Source organism: Stenotrophomonas sp. CFBP8994, assembly GCF_034044835.1.
GTDB classification, from domain to species: Bacteria; Pseudomonadota; Gammaproteobacteria; order Xanthomonadales; family Xanthomonadaceae; genus Stenotrophomonas; species Stenotrophomonas rhizophila_A.
This window is the reverse complement of record NZ_JAXCWT010000009.1, coordinates 43,857-61,498: the sequence shown is the minus strand read 5'-3', so window position 1 is coordinate 61,498 and position 17,642 is coordinate 43,857. Positions and strand designations below refer to the sequence as shown.

General features: G+C 67.1%; 14 protein-coding genes and 1 pseudogene. 10 read left to right on the top strand and 5 right to left on the bottom strand.

What is annotated here, in order from left to right:
* Positions 1–123: 123 nt before the first annotated feature.
* The 3 genes and pseudogenes from SOM39_RS18920 to SOM39_RS18910 all read right to left on the bottom strand — a co-directional run bounded on the left by SOM39_RS18920 (position 124) and on the right by SOM39_RS18910 (position 3,955).
* Complete coding sequence (locus tag SOM39_RS18920; protein WP_320459228.1) at positions 124–2,157, bottom strand: NADPH-dependent 2,4-dienoyl-CoA reductase; 2,034 nt, start codon at positions 2,155–2,157, stop codon at positions 124–126.
* A 61-nt stretch (positions 2,158–2,218) separates the two neighbouring features.
* A complete protein-coding gene (locus SOM39_RS18915; RefSeq protein WP_068849513.1) occupies positions 2,219–2,830 on the bottom strand; it encodes a YczE/YyaS/YitT family protein in 612 nt (203 codons plus the stop codon).
* A gap of 100 nt (positions 2,831–2,930) precedes the next feature.
* A pseudogene (locus SOM39_RS18910) lies at positions 2,931–3,955 on the bottom strand (zinc-binding alcohol dehydrogenase family protein).
* 371 nt (positions 3,956–4,326) lie between these two features.
* Between SOM39_RS18910 and SOM39_RS18905 the strand changes: the two are divergent.
* The 4 genes from SOM39_RS18905 (at position 4,327) to SOM39_RS18890 (ending at position 7,369) form a co-directional block, all read left to right on the top strand.
* On the top strand, positions 4,327–5,412 hold the full coding sequence (locus SOM39_RS18905) for an OmpA family protein (RefSeq protein WP_093534607.1): 1,086 nt from the start codon (positions 4,327–4,329) through the stop codon (positions 5,410–5,412).
* A 179-nt stretch (positions 5,413–5,591) separates the two neighbouring features.
* A complete protein-coding gene (locus tag SOM39_RS18900; protein WP_068849519.1) occupies positions 5,592–6,110 on the top strand; it encodes a hypothetical protein in 519 nt (172 codons plus the stop codon).
* 19 nt (positions 6,111–6,129) lie between these two features.
* Positions 6,130–6,969, top strand: coding sequence for a pseudouridine synthase (locus SOM39_RS18895; RefSeq protein WP_320459227.1), 840 nt, complete (start codon positions 6,130–6,132; stop codon positions 6,967–6,969).
* Positions 6,970–7,024: 55 nt separating this feature from the next.
* A complete protein-coding gene (locus SOM39_RS18890; RefSeq protein ID WP_095364542.1) occupies positions 7,025–7,369 on the top strand; it encodes a hypothetical protein in 345 nt (114 codons plus the stop codon).
* 13 nt (positions 7,370–7,382) lie between these two features.
* Here the strand turns inward: SOM39_RS18890 and kbl are convergent, their stop codons facing one another.
* Positions 7,383–8,594: a glycine C-acetyltransferase gene (gene kbl, locus SOM39_RS18885; RefSeq protein WP_068849526.1), complete on the bottom strand. Its 1,212-nt coding sequence runs from the start codon at positions 8,592–8,594 to the stop codon at positions 7,383–7,385.
* 150 nt (positions 8,595–8,744) lie between these two features.
* Between kbl and SOM39_RS18880 the strand changes: the two genes are divergently transcribed.
* Positions 8,745–9,446, top strand: a complete 702-nt coding sequence (locus tag SOM39_RS18880) for a TorF family putative porin (RefSeq protein ID WP_320459226.1) — start codon at positions 8,745–8,747, stop codon at positions 9,444–9,446.
* Positions 9,447–9,632: 186 nt separating this feature from the next.
* On the opposite strand, the gene tdh is transcribed toward SOM39_RS18880, so the two are convergent.
* On the bottom strand, positions 9,633–10,655 hold the full coding sequence (gene tdh, locus SOM39_RS18875) for an L-threonine 3-dehydrogenase (RefSeq protein ID WP_210131951.1): 1,023 nt from the start codon (positions 10,653–10,655) through the stop codon (positions 9,633–9,635).
* 345 nt (positions 10,656–11,000) lie between these two features.
* On the opposite strand from tdh, the gene SOM39_RS18870 reads away from it, so the two are divergent.
* From SOM39_RS18870 to SOM39_RS18850, 5 genes are all read left to right on the top strand, one after another.
* On the top strand, positions 11,001–13,163 hold the full coding sequence (locus SOM39_RS18870; RefSeq protein WP_320459225.1) for a S46 family peptidase: 2,163 nt from the start codon (positions 11,001–11,003) through the stop codon (positions 13,161–13,163).
* Between the two features lie 515 nt (positions 13,164–13,678).
* Complete coding sequence (locus SOM39_RS18865) at positions 13,679–14,323, top strand: histidine phosphatase family protein (RefSeq protein ID WP_068849534.1); 645 nt, start codon at positions 13,679–13,681, stop codon at positions 14,321–14,323.
* A gap of 86 nt (positions 14,324–14,409) precedes the next feature.
* Positions 14,410–15,684, top strand: a complete 1,275-nt coding sequence (gene folC / locus SOM39_RS18860) for a bifunctional tetrahydrofolate synthase/dihydrofolate synthase (protein ID WP_320459224.1) — start codon at positions 14,410–14,412, stop codon at positions 15,682–15,684.
* 101 nt (positions 15,685–15,785) lie between these two features.
* Positions 15,786–16,811 (top strand): SPOR domain-containing protein, encoded by a 1,026-nt coding sequence (locus SOM39_RS18855; protein WP_320459223.1) that lies wholly within the window; start codon positions 15,786–15,788, stop codon positions 16,809–16,811.
* A 15-nt stretch (positions 16,812–16,826) separates the two neighbouring features.
* Entirely contained in the window at positions 16,827–17,615 is a 789-nt protein-coding gene (locus tag SOM39_RS18850) for a CvpA family protein (protein WP_320459222.1), read from the top strand.
* The last annotated feature ends 27 nt before the right edge of the window (positions 17,616–17,642 follow it).

Sequence of the window (17,642 nt, the reverse complement as noted above, 5' to 3'; positions counted from 1 at the left end):
AAGTTGGCGCACGATAGGGGGGGATTTCGCAACGCATCCTGAACCGAAAGGCTTGACATTCAGGTTCGGAAGGGGGCCATTTTCGCCCATTCAGGCAGTGCCGGCCGGTGGCCGGCACTCCGGTTACAGGCCTGCCGCCAGGCGGCTGCCCTGGTTGATCGCGCGCTTTGCATCCAGTTCCGCGGCCACATCGGCGCCGCCGATCAGGTGCGCATCCACGCCTGCGGCCAGCAGTGCGGCATGCAGGTCGCGGCGCGGTTCCTGGCCGGCGCAGACCACCACGTGGCTCACCGGCAGGGTCTGTTCCTGGCCATCGATGCGGATGCGCAGGCCGTCGTCGTCCACGCCCAGGTATTCCACGCCGCCCAGCATCTTCACGCCCTTGGCCTTGAGCGTGGCGCGGTGGATCCAGCCGGTGGTCTTGCCCAGCCGTGCGCCGGGCTTGCCCGGGCTGCGCTGCAGCAGCCAGACCTTGCGTGCGGGTGCCTCGGGCTGCGGCCGGGCCAGCGCGCCACGTGCCTCGAAAGTCGGGTCAACGCCCCATTCGGCCATCCAGCGGGCCGGATCCAGCGCGGGGGAGGGGCCCTCGTGGACCAGGAACTCGCCCACGTCGAAGCCGATGCCACCGGCACCGATGATCGCCGCTTCCGCGCCAACCTCCACCCGGCCCAGCAGCACATCGAGATAGCTGACCACCTTGGGATGGTCGGCGCCGGGGAAGTCGACCTGGCGCGGGGTGATGCCGGTGGCGACCACCACCGCATCGAAGCCGGCCAGCGTGGCGACGTCGGCCACGGTATCGAGCTTCACGTTCACGCCGGTTTCGTCCAGCTTGTGCCGGAAGTAGCGCAGCGTTTCGTGGAATTCTTCCTTGCCGGGAATGCGCTTGGCCACGTTGAACTGGCCGCCGATCTCGCTGCCGGCGTCGAACAGGGTGACCACATGCCCGCGTTCGGCGGCCACCGTGGCGCAGGCAAGGCCCGCCGGACCGGCACCGACCACCGCGACCTTCTTCGGGGCCGTGGTGGGGCGGTAGACCAGTTCGGTTTCGTGCACCGCGCGCGGGTTGACCAGGCAGCTGGCGGTCTTGTTCTCGAACACGTGGTCCAGGCACGCCTGGTTGCAGGCAATGCAGGTATTGATCGCGTGCGCACGGCCGGCGCGCGCCTTGTTGGCCCATTCCGGGTCGGCCAGCAGCGGCCGTGCCAGCGACACCATGTCCGCGCCGCCGCCGGCCAGGATGTGTTCGGCCACGTCGGGCATGTTGATGCGGTTGGTGGCGATCACCGGCACGCGCACATGCGGCTTGAGCTTGGCGGTGACCCCGGCAAACGCCGCGCGCGGCACCGAGGTGGCGATGGTGGGCACGCGTGCTTCATGCCAGCCGATGCCGGAATTGATCAGGGTGGCGCCGGCCGCTTCAATGGCCTTGGCCTGCTGCACGATCTCATCCCAGTTGCTGCCGTCCTCCACCAGGTCCACCAATGACAACCGGTAGATGATGATGAAATCCGGGCCGCACGCTTCGCGGATGCGGCGCACGATCTCCACCGCGAACTGCATGCGCCGGGTAGCGTCGCCGCCCCAGCGATCGCCGCGCAGGTTGGTGCGCGGGGCGATGAACTCGTTGATCAGGTAGCCCTCCGAGCCCATCACCTCCACACCGTCGTAGCCGGCTTCGCGGGCCAGCCGCGCGCTGCGCGCGTAATCGGCGATATGCCGTTCCACGCCACGTGCCGACAGCGCGCGCGGGGTAAACGGATTGATCGGCGCCTTCTTCTTCGACGGCGCCACCGACAGGGGGTGGTAGGCGTAACGGCCGGCGTGCAGCAGCTGCAGGCAGATCTTGCCGTCATGGCCGTGCACCGCCGCGGTGAGCTGGCGGTGCGGACCCACTTCCCACGGCCAGGACAGCTTGCCGCCGAACGGCTTGAGCCAGCCCACCACGTTGGGCGCATAGCCGCCGGTGACGATCAGCCCGACCCCACCCGCCGCGCGCTCGGCGAAGTACGCGGCCAGCCGCGGGAAGTCGCGCGCGCGGTCTTCCAGCCCGGTGTGCATGGACCCCATCAGGATGCGGTTGCGCAGGGTGGTGAAGCCCAGGTCGAGCGGGGCGAACAGGTGGGGGTAGGCGGGAGTTTCGGCGGCTGGCGACATGAAGATACGCTTGCGTACGGTAGGTGCGAAGGGTGCCGCGTATCGCCATTGCACGCAAGGGTCAGCGCAGGGCGGGCGCCGGCTCCGGTCTGCGCACACCGAACAGGGGCAGCGTGTAGCCGCACAGGGGGCCGATCAGCAGCGCGAAGGCAAGGGTGCCCAGGCCGACGTTGCCGCCCAGGTACCAGCCGATGACCAGTACGGTGCCCTCGATCAGGCTGCGTACCAGCCAGATCGGCCAGCCGGTGCGGGCATGCAGGCCGGTCATCAGGCCATCGCGCGGGCCCGGTCCGAAACGGGCACCGATGTAGAGGCCGGTGGCGACCGCCACCAGCAGCAGCCCCAGGGCAAACATCGGCACCTGCCACACCAGCCCGTGCACTTCCGGCAGCAGCCACAGGCCGAACTGCGCGCTGGGGCCGATCAGCAGCACGTTCAGCACCGTGCCCAGTCCCGGCTTCTGCCGGATCGGCCACCACAGCAGCAGTACCAGCGCTCCGATCACGTTGGTGGCCACGCCGAACGACAGCGGCGTCTGCAGCGCGATGCCCTGGGAGAGCACATCCCAGGGGGCCACGCCGATCGCGGCGCGGATCATCACCGCCGCGCCCATCCCGTACAGGAACAGGCCGATCAGCAGTTGCAGCAGGCGCAGGGGCAGTGAGGTAGGCATGGCGGTGTCATCGACAGGGCGTTTGACTGTAGGGCGCGCGCTGTCGCGCCGACAGATACAGATGCAGGCGAAAGCGTGCACACACCGCGCGCGCCGACGCTCACTCCCAGCCGGACAGCACCAGCTTGCCGGTAACCCCGCCGCCTTCCAGCAGGCGATGGGCTTCGCGCAGGTTGGCCGCATTGATGCTGCCCAACGAGGTATGCGCGGTGCTGCGCAGTTCACCGGCATCGACCAGGCTGGCCACCCGGCTGAGGATGCGTGCTGTTCCACCATGTCGGCGGTCTGGAATCGCGATCGGGCGAACATGAATTCCCAATGGATGCCGATGCACTTGGCCTTGTAGGGATCGCCGATGCGGAGCGGGCCACGCGGTTCCACGATGAGGCCGACATGCCCCTGCGGTGCCAGCAGCTCGCCCAGCACCTCCCAGTAGTGGTCGGTGTCGGCCAGGTTCAGCGCCACCTCCACCTGTGCAATGCCCAGCGCCTGCAGCTGCGCCGGCAGCGGCTGGCGGTGATCGACCACATGGTCGGCGCCCATCCGGCGACACCATTCGGCCGAGTCGTCGCGCGATGCGGTGGCCACCACGGTGAAGCCGGCATGGCGTGCCAGTTGAATCGCGATGGAACCGACACCGCCTGCACCACCGATGACCAGCAGGGTCTGGCCAACGTGGCGGCGATCATCGAAATGCAGCGGCATGCGCTCGAACAGCAGTTCCCATGCGGTCAGCACGGTCAGTGGCAGCGCTGCGGCTTCAGCAAAATCCAGCGTGGTCGGCTTGCGTCCCACCAGGCGTTCATCCACCCACTGCCACTGCGCATTGCTGCCGGGTCGCGTCACGTCGCCGGCGTAATACACCTCGTCGCCCGGGGCGAACGCGGTCACGTGCGCACCCACGGCTTCGATGATGCCAGAGGCGTCAAAGCCCAGGACGCGCGGTGGCGACACGTCACCGTCGCGCGGCGCGCGCTGCTTGGTATCGACCGGATTCACCGAGACGGCGTGAACGCGCACCAGAACGTCATGCCCCTGGGGCGCGCCGGGTTCAGGTAACGCGAGGTCAAGAAGCGAATCGACGTGCTCGATGGGCAGGTACCGAGAGAGGCCTACGGCTTTCATGGCAGCTCCTGTGGAGATGAACAACGTCATCATAAGGTCGCTTTTGAACCTGTTTGCGAGCTGAATCGCCGGCCTGCGACAAACTGCATCAAATACTGTGGCGAGCCTTTGAAAACTCTGGGAAAGTCCTGAAAAGCCTTGCCATTGTTGGGTCTTGCGGAAGTTCACCAACCTGTATAGGGTGCCACCAGCTGGACCCGGAGGAGGTCTGGTCGCTGATTTCACATGTTACGTGACCGTTAACATCGCCTTCACTCCCCTGAGCATAATGTTCGCGGCGGTGGCGTGCTGAATCGGCAGTCTTAAACGACGCAGTAGTGCTGGCCCATGCCTCTACCGGTTTCATACCCCCGAAATAGGAGCTGTATTACATGAACAAGAAGATCCTCACTGCCGCGCTGCTGGGCGGCCTGGCGTTTGCCCAGGCAGCCTCCGCGCAGGATTTTGATGACCGCTGGTACCTGACCGGTTCGGCCGGCTTCAACTTCCAGGATAGCGACCGTACGACCAACGACGCTCCGTTCGTTACCCTGGGTCTTGGCAAGTTCATCAGCCCCAACTGGTCGCTGGACGGCGAGCTGAACTATCAGAACCCGAACTTCGACGACAACCAGGACCTGAACTGGAGCCAGTACGGCGCCTCGATCGACCTGCGCCGCCACTTCATCTCGGAAGGCCGTGGCTGGAACCCGTACCTGCTGATGGGCCTGGGCTACCAGAAGTCGGAAGAGGAATACAACAACTTCCCGTCGCCGGACAGCCCGGGTGAGCGCAAGGACGGCAACTTCGCCGCCAAGCTCGGCGTCGGCCTGCAGACCACCTTCGACAAGCGCGTTGCAGTCCGCGCCGAAGTGGCCTACCGCGGTGACTTCGACGACAAGAGCGTTGCCGCTGCAGACGAAAGCTGGTTTGGCGACGTGCTGGCCTCGGTCGGCGTCGTGATCCCGCTGGGCCCGCCGCCGGCTGCCGCGGTTGTTGCCCCGCCGCCGGTTGCCCCGAGCTGCGCAGACCTGGATGACGACGGTGACGGCGTCAACAACTGCGACGACAAGTGCCCGAACTCGCAGCCGGGTCAGACCATCGGTCCGGACGGTTGCCCGGTGCCGGTCTCCATCGACCTGAAGGGCGTCAACTTCGACTTCGACAAGTCGAACCTGCGTCCGGACGCCGTGGCGATCCTGTCCGAAGCTACCCAGATCCTGGTGCGTTACCCGGACATCCGCGTCGAAGTGGCTGGCCACACCGACCTGTGCGGCAAGGATGACTACAACCAGAAGCTGTCCGAGCGTCGTGCGACCGCCGTGTACAACTATCTGACCCAGAACGGCGTGGCTGCCAGCCGTCTGGCCGGTCCGATCGGTTATGGCGAGAGCCGTCCGCTGGAGCAGACCCCGCAGACCTTCCCGGCCTGCAAGAGCGAGAAGAACCGTCGTACCGAGCTGAACGTCCAGAACTAATTGTTCGGGAACATCAGCTTCAGGAAAGGGCCCGGCATTGCCGGGCCCTTTTTTTTGCCTTGTTTGCCAGGAATCAACAATAAATCCAACAAGTTGCCGTATTCATTGAATGTGGGATCTTGAAAGGCGTTGTGGCGCTGTTAAACTCGGTGCGTCACCCTCTTTCCTGGATGCATCCCATGCTGCGTATCGCACTGGCCGCCGCACTCGGCCTGGCCCTGGTTCCCACCGCTTACGCAGCCGTGGATTGCTCCGCTTCGGCCACCAGCGTCAAGCCGCTGCCGTTGCCGGCCACCGCGATCGCCCCGGTGGCGTCCGAGCTGTACATCCGCAACGTGCAGCTGGGCATGCCCGCCGGCGTGCTGACCTCCAACTTCGACCAGCAGCAGTCGCTCGACCGCGTGCTGCAGCGCCTTCGCATCGATGGCTGCCAGAACATCGCCAAGGCGATGCCGGGCGCGCCTGCCATCAAGCCGAACGATCCGGCCGCCTACAAGCCGCAGACCGAGTTCGACAACACGCCGTGGCGCTTCGACATGAGCCAGAACGGCAAGCGCATGACCGCCGATGAGTTCGACGCCTGGATGAAGTCGCGCGGCGTGCGCGTGGTCAAGCCGCGTGCGGCCGCCGCCGCTGCACCCGCGCCCGCGCCGGCCGCCGAAGCACCGGCTGAGACCAAGCCGGGCGGCAAGAAGTAAGCAACGCGCGCGGCGCCCGATGCGTAACCGTCGCCCCCCCGCCGCGCCCACCGATCGACCACGCCGCGATCCGCGGCGTGCGTCCGCTCCCGCCAGACCTGCAGCCCAGCCCAGCGATGCGCCACGCCACGGGCTGGCGCGCGTGCTGTCCAAGGCCGGGCTGTGCTCGCGCACCGAAGCGGCGCGCTGGATCGGCGAGGGCCGGGTGACGGTCGATGGGCGCACCATCAACAACCCCGAATTCCCGATCATCGACGGCCGTCACGTGGTGCGTGTCGATGGCCAGCCGTTGGATGCACCGCGCCGCCTGCACATCGTGCTCAACAAGCCGCGCGGCCTGGTCACCACCGCGCAGGACGAGCAGGGCCGCGACACCGTGTACCGCTGCTTCGACGGGGCGGGGCTGCCGTGGCTGGCGCCGGTCGGGCGGCTGGACAAGGCCAGTGAAGGCCTGCTGCTGTTCAGCAACGACCCGCAGTGGGCTGCGCGGCTGACCGACCCCAGCACCGGGCCGGACAAGACCTACCACGTCCAGATCGATGCCATTCCCGATGCCGCGCAGCTGGCTGCGCTGTGCAGCGGCGTGGACGACGACGGCGAATTCCTGCGCGCCCGCCAGGCACGCCTGCTGCGCAGTGGCGACAAGACCGCCTGGCTGGAAGTGGTACTGGAAGAAGGCCGCAACCGCCATATCCGCCGCCTGCTGGCGGCCTTCGACATCAACGTGCTGCGGCTGGTGCGCGTAGGCATCGGCCGGCTGCCGCTGGGCACGCTGGCCAAGGGTGCCTGGCGCGAACTGGAGCCGCACGAGCTGGACCTGCTGACCGCCACGGCCGATGTTGCCGTGGCCGATACCTGAGATTGGGCAAGGGATGGCCTGCGACCGAGATTTCGTCACCTACCGGGAGAATGCCATGTACGCCCACCCCCTGACCCGTTCCCTGCTGCGCAGCGCCTGGCTGCTGCTGCCTGCCGCGCTGCTCAGCGCCTGCGGCGGCCATAAGGAGGTGGCCAAGGCCACGCCGCCGCCGGTGACCGACAAGATCGTGGAGATCCAGCCCACCGAACGCGATGGGCGGGGCGCCTATCGCTTCCACATGAGCAACGGCGAAAAGCGCATGAGCGCCGACGAGTTCGATGCGTGGATGAAGGCCAACGGCATCCGGGTCGCCAAGGGCAACCCGAATGCAACGCCGGCGGCCAAGCCGGTGGTGGTGGCCAGCAAGGAAGACGCGAAGGGCAAGAAGAAAAAGAAATGACGCGCGATGCGCGTCAGCCCTTGATCACGCCCAGCTCCAGGCCGATCCGGGTGAACGCATCAATCGCCCGGTCCAGGTGTGCGCGGGTGTGCGCGGCGCTGATCTGGGTGCGGATGCGGGCCTGGCCCTTGGGCACGACCGGGAAGAAGAAACCGATCGCATAGATGCCTTCCTCGAGCAGGCGTTCGGCGAACTTCTGCGCCAGCGGCGCGTCATACAGCATCACCGGGCTGATCGGGTGCACGCCGGGCTTCACGTCGAAGCCGGCGGCGGTCATCTTCTGGCGGAAGTAGGCGGTGTTGTCGGCCAGCGTGGTGCGCAGGTCGTCGGCAGCGGCCAGCATGTCGAACGCCTTGATCCCGGCGGCGACCACGTGCGGCGGCAGCGAGTTGGAGAACAGGTACGGGCGCGAACGCTGGCGCAGGAGCTCGATCACTTCGGCGCTGGCGGTGGTGAAGCCGCCCAGCGCGCCGCCCATGGCCTTGCCCAGGGTGCCGGTGATGATGTCGATCTTCTCCAGCACGCCCTTGACCTCGGCCGAGCCGCGGCCGGTAGCGCCCAGGAAGCCGGTGGCGTGGCACTCGTCGATGTGCACCAGCGCGTTGTACTTCTTCGCCAGCGCGGTGATCTCATCGAGCGGGGCAATGAAGCCGTCCATCGAGAACACGCCGTCGGTGGTGATCAGCTTGGTGCGGCAGCCAGCCGCATCGGCCGCCTGCAGCTGGGCTTCCAGGTCGGCCATGTCGCAGTTGGCATAGCGGAAGCGCTTGGCCTTGCACAGGCGCACGCCGTCGATGATCGAGGCGTGGTTGAGCGCGTCGGAGATGATCGCGTCGTTCTCGCCCAGCAGCGGCTCGAACAGGCCGCCGTTGGCGTCGAAGCAGGCCGCGTACAGGATGGTGTCCTGCTTGCCGAAGAAGCCGGCGATCTGCTGCTCCAGCTGCTTGTGCAGGTCCTGGGTGCCGCAGATGAAGCGCACCGAGGCCATGCCGAAGCCGTGGCTGTCCAGCGCGTCCTTGGCCGCCTGGATCAGGTCCGGGTGGTCGGCCAGGCCCAGATAGTTGTTGGCGCAGAAGTTCAGCACCGTGCGGCCGTCGTCCAAGGTGATCTCGGCCGACTGGGGGCTGGTGATGACGCGCTCGGACTTGAACAGGCCCTGGGCGCGGATCGCCTCCAGTTCTTCAACATAGTGCTGGGTGAGCGGGGCGGTCGGGGCGTCGGTCATGGCAGGCGGTCATCGGCACGGGGAAAACCGGGATTTTACAGCCCACCGCAGGAAACGGTTGCAGATGGGATTGTTGCATCGCAATATCAATCAGGTTAAGAATCCGTAAACACGCGCTGCATCCACCCCCACGTCCCGGAGAGACCCCGCATGAACCACGCCACGCGCTGTACTGCCGCCGCTGTGCTCTGCGCCGCCTTGCTTGCCCCGTTAGCCGCCAGTGCCCAGGACGAGGCCGAATCGCCGTTCAGCTGGAACGTGACCGGCGTGTCCGATTACGTGTTCCGCGGTGTCTCCCAGACCGACGAAGACCCGACCGTGCAGGCCGGCTTCACCTACACCTCGCCGGTCGGCCTGTACGCCGGTGTGTGGGGTTCGGGCGTGGACTTCGGCGACGGCGGCCCGGATGCCGAAGTCGATTACTTCATTGGCTACGGCGTGGACGTCACCGACAGCGTCAACTTCGACGTGATGCTCAACCACTACAGCTACCCCGGCTCCAGCGAACTGGCGTACACCGAGCTGATCACCAAGACCAGCTTCGCCGAGCACTACAACGTGACCGTGGCCTACACCAACGATGTCTGGAACACCGACACCGATGGCTGGTACTTCGCCGCAGGCACCGAATGGGCGCTGCCCAATGAGTTCAACCTGACCGCCAACGTCGGCCGCAGCACGTTCGAAGACGGTGTTGCCAAGGACTACACCGACTGGAACATCGGCGTGAACCGCACCTGGGGCCTGTTCACCCTGGGCCTGGGCTACTACGGCACGGACGGCAACGGGCGCGACAACAGCGGCAAGCTCGCCGACAACCGCGTGGTGTTCACGGTCGCCATCGGGCAATAACGCGCGTTTGGCCGGCAAAGAAAAAGGCACCCGATGGGTGCCTTTTTCGTACCGACCAACGGTCGGCACCTACCGCAATTTTCGTACCGACCAACGGTCGGCACCTACCGCAATTTTCGTACCGACCAACGGTCGGCACCTACCGCGATCTGGTAGGTCACGACCGTTGGTCGTGACCTCCCGGCATCAGTTCCAGCTCAGGACCACCTTGCCGGCCTTGCCCTGTTCCATCAGGTCAAAACCCTTCTGGAATTCGTCGATCGGCAGCTGGTGGGTCATCACCTTGCCGAGCGGGAAGCCGGACAGCACCAGCTGGGTCATCTTGTACCAGGTCTCGTACATCTTGCGGCCGTAGATGCCCTGCACGGTCAGGCCCTTGAAGATGATCTTGTCCCAGTCGCAGCCGGCGCCCTTGGGCATGATGCCGAGCATGGCGATCTTGCCGCCGTGGTACATGCAGTCGAGCATGTCGTTGAACGCACGCGGGTTGCCGCTCATTTCCAGGCCCACGTCGAAGCCCTCCATGTGCAGTTCCTTCATCACGTCCTTCAGCGAGGTGTTGGCCACGTTGACCACGCGGGTGGCGCCCATGTCGGCGGCCAGCTTCAGGCGGAAGTCGTTGACGTCGGTCACCACCACGTTGCGGGCACCGATGTGCTTGCAGATGCCGGCGGCGATGATCCCGATCGGGCCCGCACCGGTGATCAGCACGTCTTCGCCGATCACGTCGAACTCCAGCGCGCAGTGCGCGGCATTGCCGTACGGGTCGAAGAAGGCGGCCAGCTCGGACGGGATCTGGTCGGGGATCGGCCACAGGTTGCTGGCCGGCATCACCATGTATTCGGCAAAGGCGCCGTTGACGTTCACGCCGATGCCCACGGTATTCGGGCACAGGTGCGGGCGGCCGCCGCGGCAGTTGCGGCAGTGGCCGCACACGATGTGGCCTTCGGCCGACACGCGCTGGCCGATCTCGTAGCCGGTCACGCCCGGGCCGATCTCGGCGATCCGCCCGACGAACTCATGGCCGATGGTCAGGCCCGGCTTGATCGTGCGCTGGCTCCACTCGTCCCACAGGTAGATGTGCAGGTCGGTACCGCAGATGGCGGTCTTCTCCAGCTTGATCAGGACCTCGTTCGGGCCCGGCACCGGCACCGGCACTTCTTCGAGCCAGATGCCCTTGGCGGCTTCACGCTTGACCAGGGCCTTCATTGTTTGCTGCGCCATCGGGGTGGAACTCGTCTGGGGGGAAAGGAGGAATTATAGGGCGGGGCGGGGGATTCACATGTTGCGCTGCCGTACCTGCCGGTAGCGCCGGCCGTTGGCCGGCTGCTCTTCATTCAGGCGCCATGAACGCCTGACGGGTGGCTTCGGTGGGTCTAAACGTCGGACGGATGGCATTGATCAGGTGGGCAACCGGGTCCGGACGCTTGCGCCGCGCTGCGCGCGGTGTCCGGCCAACGGCCGGACCTACGAAATGTTACGGGCACACCGGGATCCAGATAAATCAACCATTGGCCCGGCTACAATCGGCGGTTCTTTCACCAGGGGCCGCCCATGCGCTCGAACCTGCTTGCCTTCTCCGTCGTCGCCAGCCTTGCGCTGGTCCAGGCCGCCCATGCCGCTGAGGGCATGTGGGTGCCGCAACAGCTGCCGGAAATCGCCGGGCCGCTCAAGCAGGCGGGCCTTAAGCTGTCCCCGGAACAGATTTCCGACCTGACCGGCGACCCGATGGGCGCGGTGGTCGCGCTGGGCGGCTGCACCGCCAGCTTCGTGTCCCCGCAGGGCCTGGTGGTGACCAACCACCATTGCGCCTACGGTGCGATCCAGCTCAATTCCACCGCCGAGAAGAACCTGATCAAGGACGGCTTCAACGCGCCGACCCTGAAGGATGAGCTGAGCGCCGGCCCGAACGCGCGCGTGTTCGTGCTCGACCAGATCACCGATGTCACCGACCAGGCCAAGGCCGCCATCGCCGCCGCCGGCAAGGACCCGCTGGCCCGCACCCGCGCGCTGGAAGCCTTCGACAAGGCGCAGACCGCCGCGTGCGAAGCCGATGCCGGCTTCCGCTGCCGCCTGTACAGCTTCTCCGGCGGCAACACCTACCGCCTGTTCCGCAACATGGAAATCAAGGACGTGCGCCTGGTCTACGCACCCCCGGGCAGCGTCGGCAAGTTCGGCGGCGACGTCGACAACTGGATGTGGCCGCGCCACACCGGTGACTTCTCCTTCTATCGCGCCTACGTGGGCAAGGACGGCAAGCCGGCCGCGTTCTCGGCCGACAACGTGCCGTACCAGCCGAAGCACTTCCTGAAATTCGCCGACCAGCCGCTGGGCGCCGACGACTTCGTGATGGTGGCCGGCTACCCGGGCCGCACCAACCGCTACGCACTGGCTGCGGAATTCAACGAAACCGCCAGCTTCACCTACCCGACCATCGCCCGCCACTACAACGCGGTGCTGGACCTGATCGCCAAGGCCGGCAAGGCCGATCCGGACGTGAAGGTGAAATACGCCGCCACCGCCGCCAGCATGAACAACGTGGCCAAGAACTACGTGGGCCAGCTGGAAGGCTTCAAGCGCATCGACGCGGCGGGCCAGAAGCAGGCCGAAGAGGCTGCGGTGCTGGCCTGGTTGAAGAAGCAGGGCGCTGCCGGCAAGCCGGCGCTGGCCGCGCACGCGCAGCTGGTCAAGCACCTCGATACCAGCAAGAGCACCCGCGAGCGCGATCTGTTCGTGGGCCAGTTCAACAACACCTCCGCTGTCGGCGCCGCGCTGGCCCTGTACCGCCTGTCGATCGAGCGCGCCAAGCCCGACGCGCAGCGCGAAGCCGGTTACCAGGAACGCGACCTGCCGACCATCGAAGGCAGCCTGCGCCAGATGGACCGCCGTTACGTGGCGGGCATGGACCAGCAGCTGCAGCAGTACTGGCTGAACCAGTACGTGGCCCTGCCGCCGGCGCAGCGCACCAATGAGGTGCTGAACCAGTGGCTGGCCGGCAGTGATGCCGCCGCCGTGGACGGCCTGGTCAGGAAACTGTCCGGCACGAAGCTGGGCAGCCTCGACGAGCGCCTGACCTGGTTCAAGGCCGACCGCGCCGCCTTCGAAGCCAGCACCGACCCGGTCATCCAGTACGCCGTGGCGACCATGCCGGCCCTGCTGCAGCAGGAAGAGCAGAAGAAGACCCGCGAAGGCGAATCGCTGCTGGCCCGCCCGGCCTACCTGCAGGCCGTGGCCGACTACAAGAAGAGCAAGGGCGGATTCGTCTACCCGGACGCCAACCTGTCGCTGCGCATCACCTTCGGCAACGTCATGGGCTACGGCAAGGACGGGGTGAACTACACGCCGTTCACCACCCTGGAAGGCGTGGCGGCCAAGGAAACCGGCGAAGATCCGTTCGATTCGCCCAAGGCCCTGCTGGATGCGGTCAAGGCCAAGCGCTACGGCGGGCTGGAAGACAAGCGGATCGGCTCGGTGCCGGTCAATTTCCTCTCCAACCTGGACATCACCGGCGGCAACTCCGGTTCGCCGGTGCTGGATGCGCACGGCAAGCTGGTCGGCCTGGCCTTCGACGGCAACTGGGAATCGGTCAGCTCCAACTGGGTGTTCGACCCGGTGATGACCCGCATGATCGCGGTGGACAGCCGCTACATGCAGTGGATCATGCAGGAAGTGGCGCCCGCGCCGCAGCTCCTGAAGGAACTGAACCTCACTCCGTGAGGCGCGTTTCCTGATTGTCGGCCAACGTCCGGCGCTACAGTCAACGAACCCCGCGGCAATGCCGCGGGGTTTTTTGCGCGCTGGATCAAACGCGGCTGCCGGTGAATCGAGCGCCGGGGCGGCATACCCTTTCCGGCGAATGTCCCCCGGCGTCGGCCAGAGGCCGACACCTCCTCCTTTAATTCGCCTCCAAGGGTATGCCGCCCCGGCACCCGATCCACCGGCGTTGCACCGTGACGTCCGCTTTTCCCTGCCAACCGCAAGCCGAGCCCCGTCGCGACCGGTAGGTCCCTGGCAAATTAAAGGAGGAGGCCGTCGCCGCAGGGCGACCGCCGGGGGACATTTGCACAGGGGCCTACCGGTCGCGGCGGGGCCCCACACGCTCGCGATGAACCTGATCGAAGAAGGGAGAAGAACCGTTTGCTCGGCAAGGTATGATGGCCGCTCCCCCCGATCATTCACATCACGTGAACGATTGCGACTGTTCTCCTCTCCCCCAAGGACCTCTAGTTCGCATGCGCATCCTGCTTGCCCGCCACGGCGAAACCCCCTGGAATGCCGAAGGCCGTTACCAGGGCCAGATCGATATCCCGTTGTCGCCGATCGGCGAAGCCCAGGCCCAGGCCCTGGGTGAACGCCTGAAGTCGGTGGACATCACCCGTGCCGTCGCCTCGCCGCTGTCGCGGGCGCAGCGCACCGCGCAGCTGGCCCTCGGTGCCGAGCGCGCCGGCATGCTGCTGACCGAGCCGGAATTGCAGGAAATCGCCCACGGTGAGTGGGAAGGCCTGCTGGCCAGCGAAATCAATGAAAAAGACCCGTCGCGCCTGCAGGCCTGGCGCGACGAGCCCGATACGGTGCTCATGCCAGGCGGCGAATCGCTGCGGCTGGTGCTGGACCGCAGCTGGCGCGGCCTGGCCCGCGCCGCCGAAGGGCTGGGCGAGCACGACACGCTGTTGGTAGTGGCCCACGACGCGGTCAACCGGGTGATCCTGTGCCGGATCCTGGGCCTGCCGCTGTCGCGGCTGTGGACCTTCCGCCAGGCACCGACCACGCTCAACCTGCTCGAAGGCGCCGACCTGGACAGCCTGGAAGTCGTGCGCCTGAACGACTGCGCGCACCACACGCCATTCTTTGGTGAGGCGAAGCATCGGGCGTTGTGAGTTTTTTGAGTGGCCGACTAACAGTCGGCGCTACATTTGCCGACTGACAGTCGGCACTACATTTGCCGATACCACGATTTATTGCCATGACCAGTACCCGCCCGCATTCCCTCGCCGAATGGCTCAGCTACATCGAGCAGCAGCACCCGGCCACCATCGACATGGGGCTGGAGCGCGTGCGTGCAGTGGCCACGGCCATGGGCCTGGGCCAGCCGGCGCCGCACACCATCGTAGTGGGCGGCACCAACGGCAAGGGCTCCACCGTGGCCTTCATCGAGGCGATCGCGCGGGCGGCGGGCTGGAAGGTGGGCGCCTACACCTCGCCACACCTGCTGCGCTACAACGAGCGCGTGCGCATCGATGGCGAAGACGCCTCCGATGCGGCGCTCATTGCCGCCTTCAATGCCATTGAAGATGCGCGCGGCAGCACCACGCTGACCTACTTCGAGTACGGCACGCTGGCCGCATTGCACCTGTTCGCGCAGGCCGGGCTCGACCTGGCCGTGCTGGAAGTGGGGCTGGGCGGGCGCCTGGATGCGGTCAACATCGTCGATGCCGACGTTGCGGTGATCACCACCGTGGACATCGACCATGCAGACTGGCTGGGCGAGGACCGCGAAGCGATCGGTGTGGAAAAGGCCGGCATCATCCGCGGCTGGAAGCCGGTGATCCTGGGCGAGACCGATCCACCGTCCAGCGTGCTGGCGCGCGCCTACCTGCTGGGCGCCAACGCGATCCGTGGTGGCAGCGATTTCTTCGCCGATACCATCGACGGCCAGCACTGGTCCTGGCGTGACGTGGGCTTCCGCATCGAACTGCCGATGCCGGCGCTGCGCGGCCCGATCCAGCTGAGGAATGCCGCCTCGGCGATTGCCGCGCTGCGCGCGCTGGACAAACCCTTGCCGCGTGCGGCCATCGTCGAGGGCGTGGCCCAGGCCCGCATCCGCGGCCGCCTGCAGGCGTTCGAGCGTGATGGCGTGGAGGTGCTGGTCGACGTCGGCCACAACCCGCAGGCCGCGCGCGAGCTGGCGGCGGCCCTGAAGGCCGCAACGATCACCGGGCGTACCGTGGCCGTGTTCGCCGCATTGCAGGACAAGGATGCCGTCGGTGTGGTCGAGGCACTGGCCGACCGCGTCGATGGCTGGCACCTGGCCGGGCTGGAAGGTGCGCGCGCCCAGAGTGCGACGGCATTGCTTGCCCGCCTGGCGGGCACCGCCGCGGCTGCGGCTGCCACCCATGACGACGTGGACACTGCGTTGCAGCAGGCGCTGTCGGCGGCCCAGGCTGGTGACCGCGTGCTTGTCTTCGGTTCCTTCCACACTGCCGCGCAGGCCTTGCTGTGGCTCGAGAACGCCCGCTGAGGCGGGCAACAAGCGACAACGTTCAGCCGTCTTCGACGCCGCACACGCGCGCGCCCGTATAATCGCCGTGGCATTCCGCCGCGCCGCCCTGCCAGCCTTCCGTGGATACTCCTCTGAAACAGCGACTGATTGGTGCCATCGTCCTGGTGGCGTTGGCCGTGATTTTCCTGCCCATGCTGGTCAAGGGGCCTGCCCCTGACAGCGGCGTGGCCAACGTGCCGATCACCGCGCCGGACGCGCCGGCCGATGGCCAGTTCCAGACCCGCGAACTGCCGTTGGTGGCCCCCACCGGTGGCGCCACCGGCCTGCAGAGCGGGGTTTCCACCGCCCAGCCGCTGCAGCCCGACGCAACCGCACCGGCCGAGCCGGCGGCCGCCGATACCTCGCCGGCGGTGGCCGCAGGCAACTATGCGGTCAGCTTTGGCGCCTACGGCAGCCAGGCCGACGCCAACGCGGTGATCGCGTTCCTCAAGAAGGCCCAGCTGCCGGGCTTCAGCGAACCGGCCACGATCAACGGCCGCCAGGCCTGGCGGGTGCGCGTGGGGCCGTATGCCGATCGCGCGCAGGCCGAAGCGGCACGCCTGGAAGCGGTCAAGGTGCGCAATGACGTCAAGGCCGAAGTGGTGACGCTGGACGCGCGCGCCGATACCGCCGTGGCTGCGGCGCCGGCGCCGGCCACCGCAACGGCACCGGCTGCATCCAGCGCCGCTGCCGCGCCTGCTGCCGCCACGGTGAAGACCGAAACGCTGCCACCGGAACCGGTGGCGGCCGCCAAGCCGGCGCCGAAGCCGGAGGCCCCCAAGCCGGAGCCGAAGCCGGCGGCGGCCAAGCCCGAACCCGCCACCGCGGCCGCCAAGCCCGTGGCCGTGCCGACCGCACCGGCGGCCAGCAGCGTCGGCTTCGCCGTACAGCTGGGCGCGTTCGGCCAGGCGACCGAAGCCAACGCGCTGCGCGACAAAGTGCGCGCGGCCGGCTTCAGCGCCTTCGTGGAGCAGGTACGTACCGACAAGGGCACGCTCAACCGCGTGCGCGTCGGTCCCGTCGCCAACCGTGCCGAGGCGGAGAACCTCAAGGCCCAGGTTGCGTCGAAGGTCGGCGTGGCCGGCATGGTCCGGCCGCATCCCTGATGCGGCCCCCCGCACATGATTGATTTCGTGCTGCTGGCGGTGATCGGCATCTCGACCCTGCTCGGGGTCATGCGCGGTTTCGTCAGCATCGTCATCAGCACGTTCTCGTGGCTGCTGGGCGGTTGGGCCGCGCTGATGTTCGGGCGCAGCGCCGCCGCGTGGTGGTCCGCCCCGGCCGCGCCGGGCACCGGCCACTATTTCGCCGGCTACCTCACCGTATTCCTGCTGGTCATGGTCTCGGTCTGGGCGATCGGCCTGGTGATCCGCCAGGCGGTGCGCTCGACCAGCCTGAACGGCGCCGATCGCATGATGGGCGCCGGCCTGGGCCTGGCCCGGGGCGGCCTGATCGCCTGCGCGCTGCTGCTGCTGGGTTCGTACACCCCGCTGACCCGGGAAGCGACCTGGCGCGACTCGCACCTGCGCGCGATGCTCGACCCCGGAGTGGGCTGGATGCAGGCCAAGATGCCGCGCATGCCGGAGCTGCCGCAGATGCCCAACCTGAAGGACATGCAGGGCCTGCCGACGGCGCTGCCGGAGGTGAACATGGCGCAACTGCCCATCGGGGAGTTGGGCAAGCCGGGCGCGACAGGCGATAATGGCGTCCTTGGCCAGTTGCTGGGTGGGCGCGGATGGCCGCGACCGCTGGATGAGACCCCGCAGCAGGCGGTGGACCCCGCCGATGTGTGGGCCAACCAGGCACGGCCAGGCTCCCCCCAGAACATCGACCCGGCGCTCGTGCGCCCGGACGACACCGCTCCGGCACGGAACGGTTCCCCCGGCCAGGCACGGCCACCTTCACAGTAGATGGGCCCAGCCCAGCGGAGATTCGCA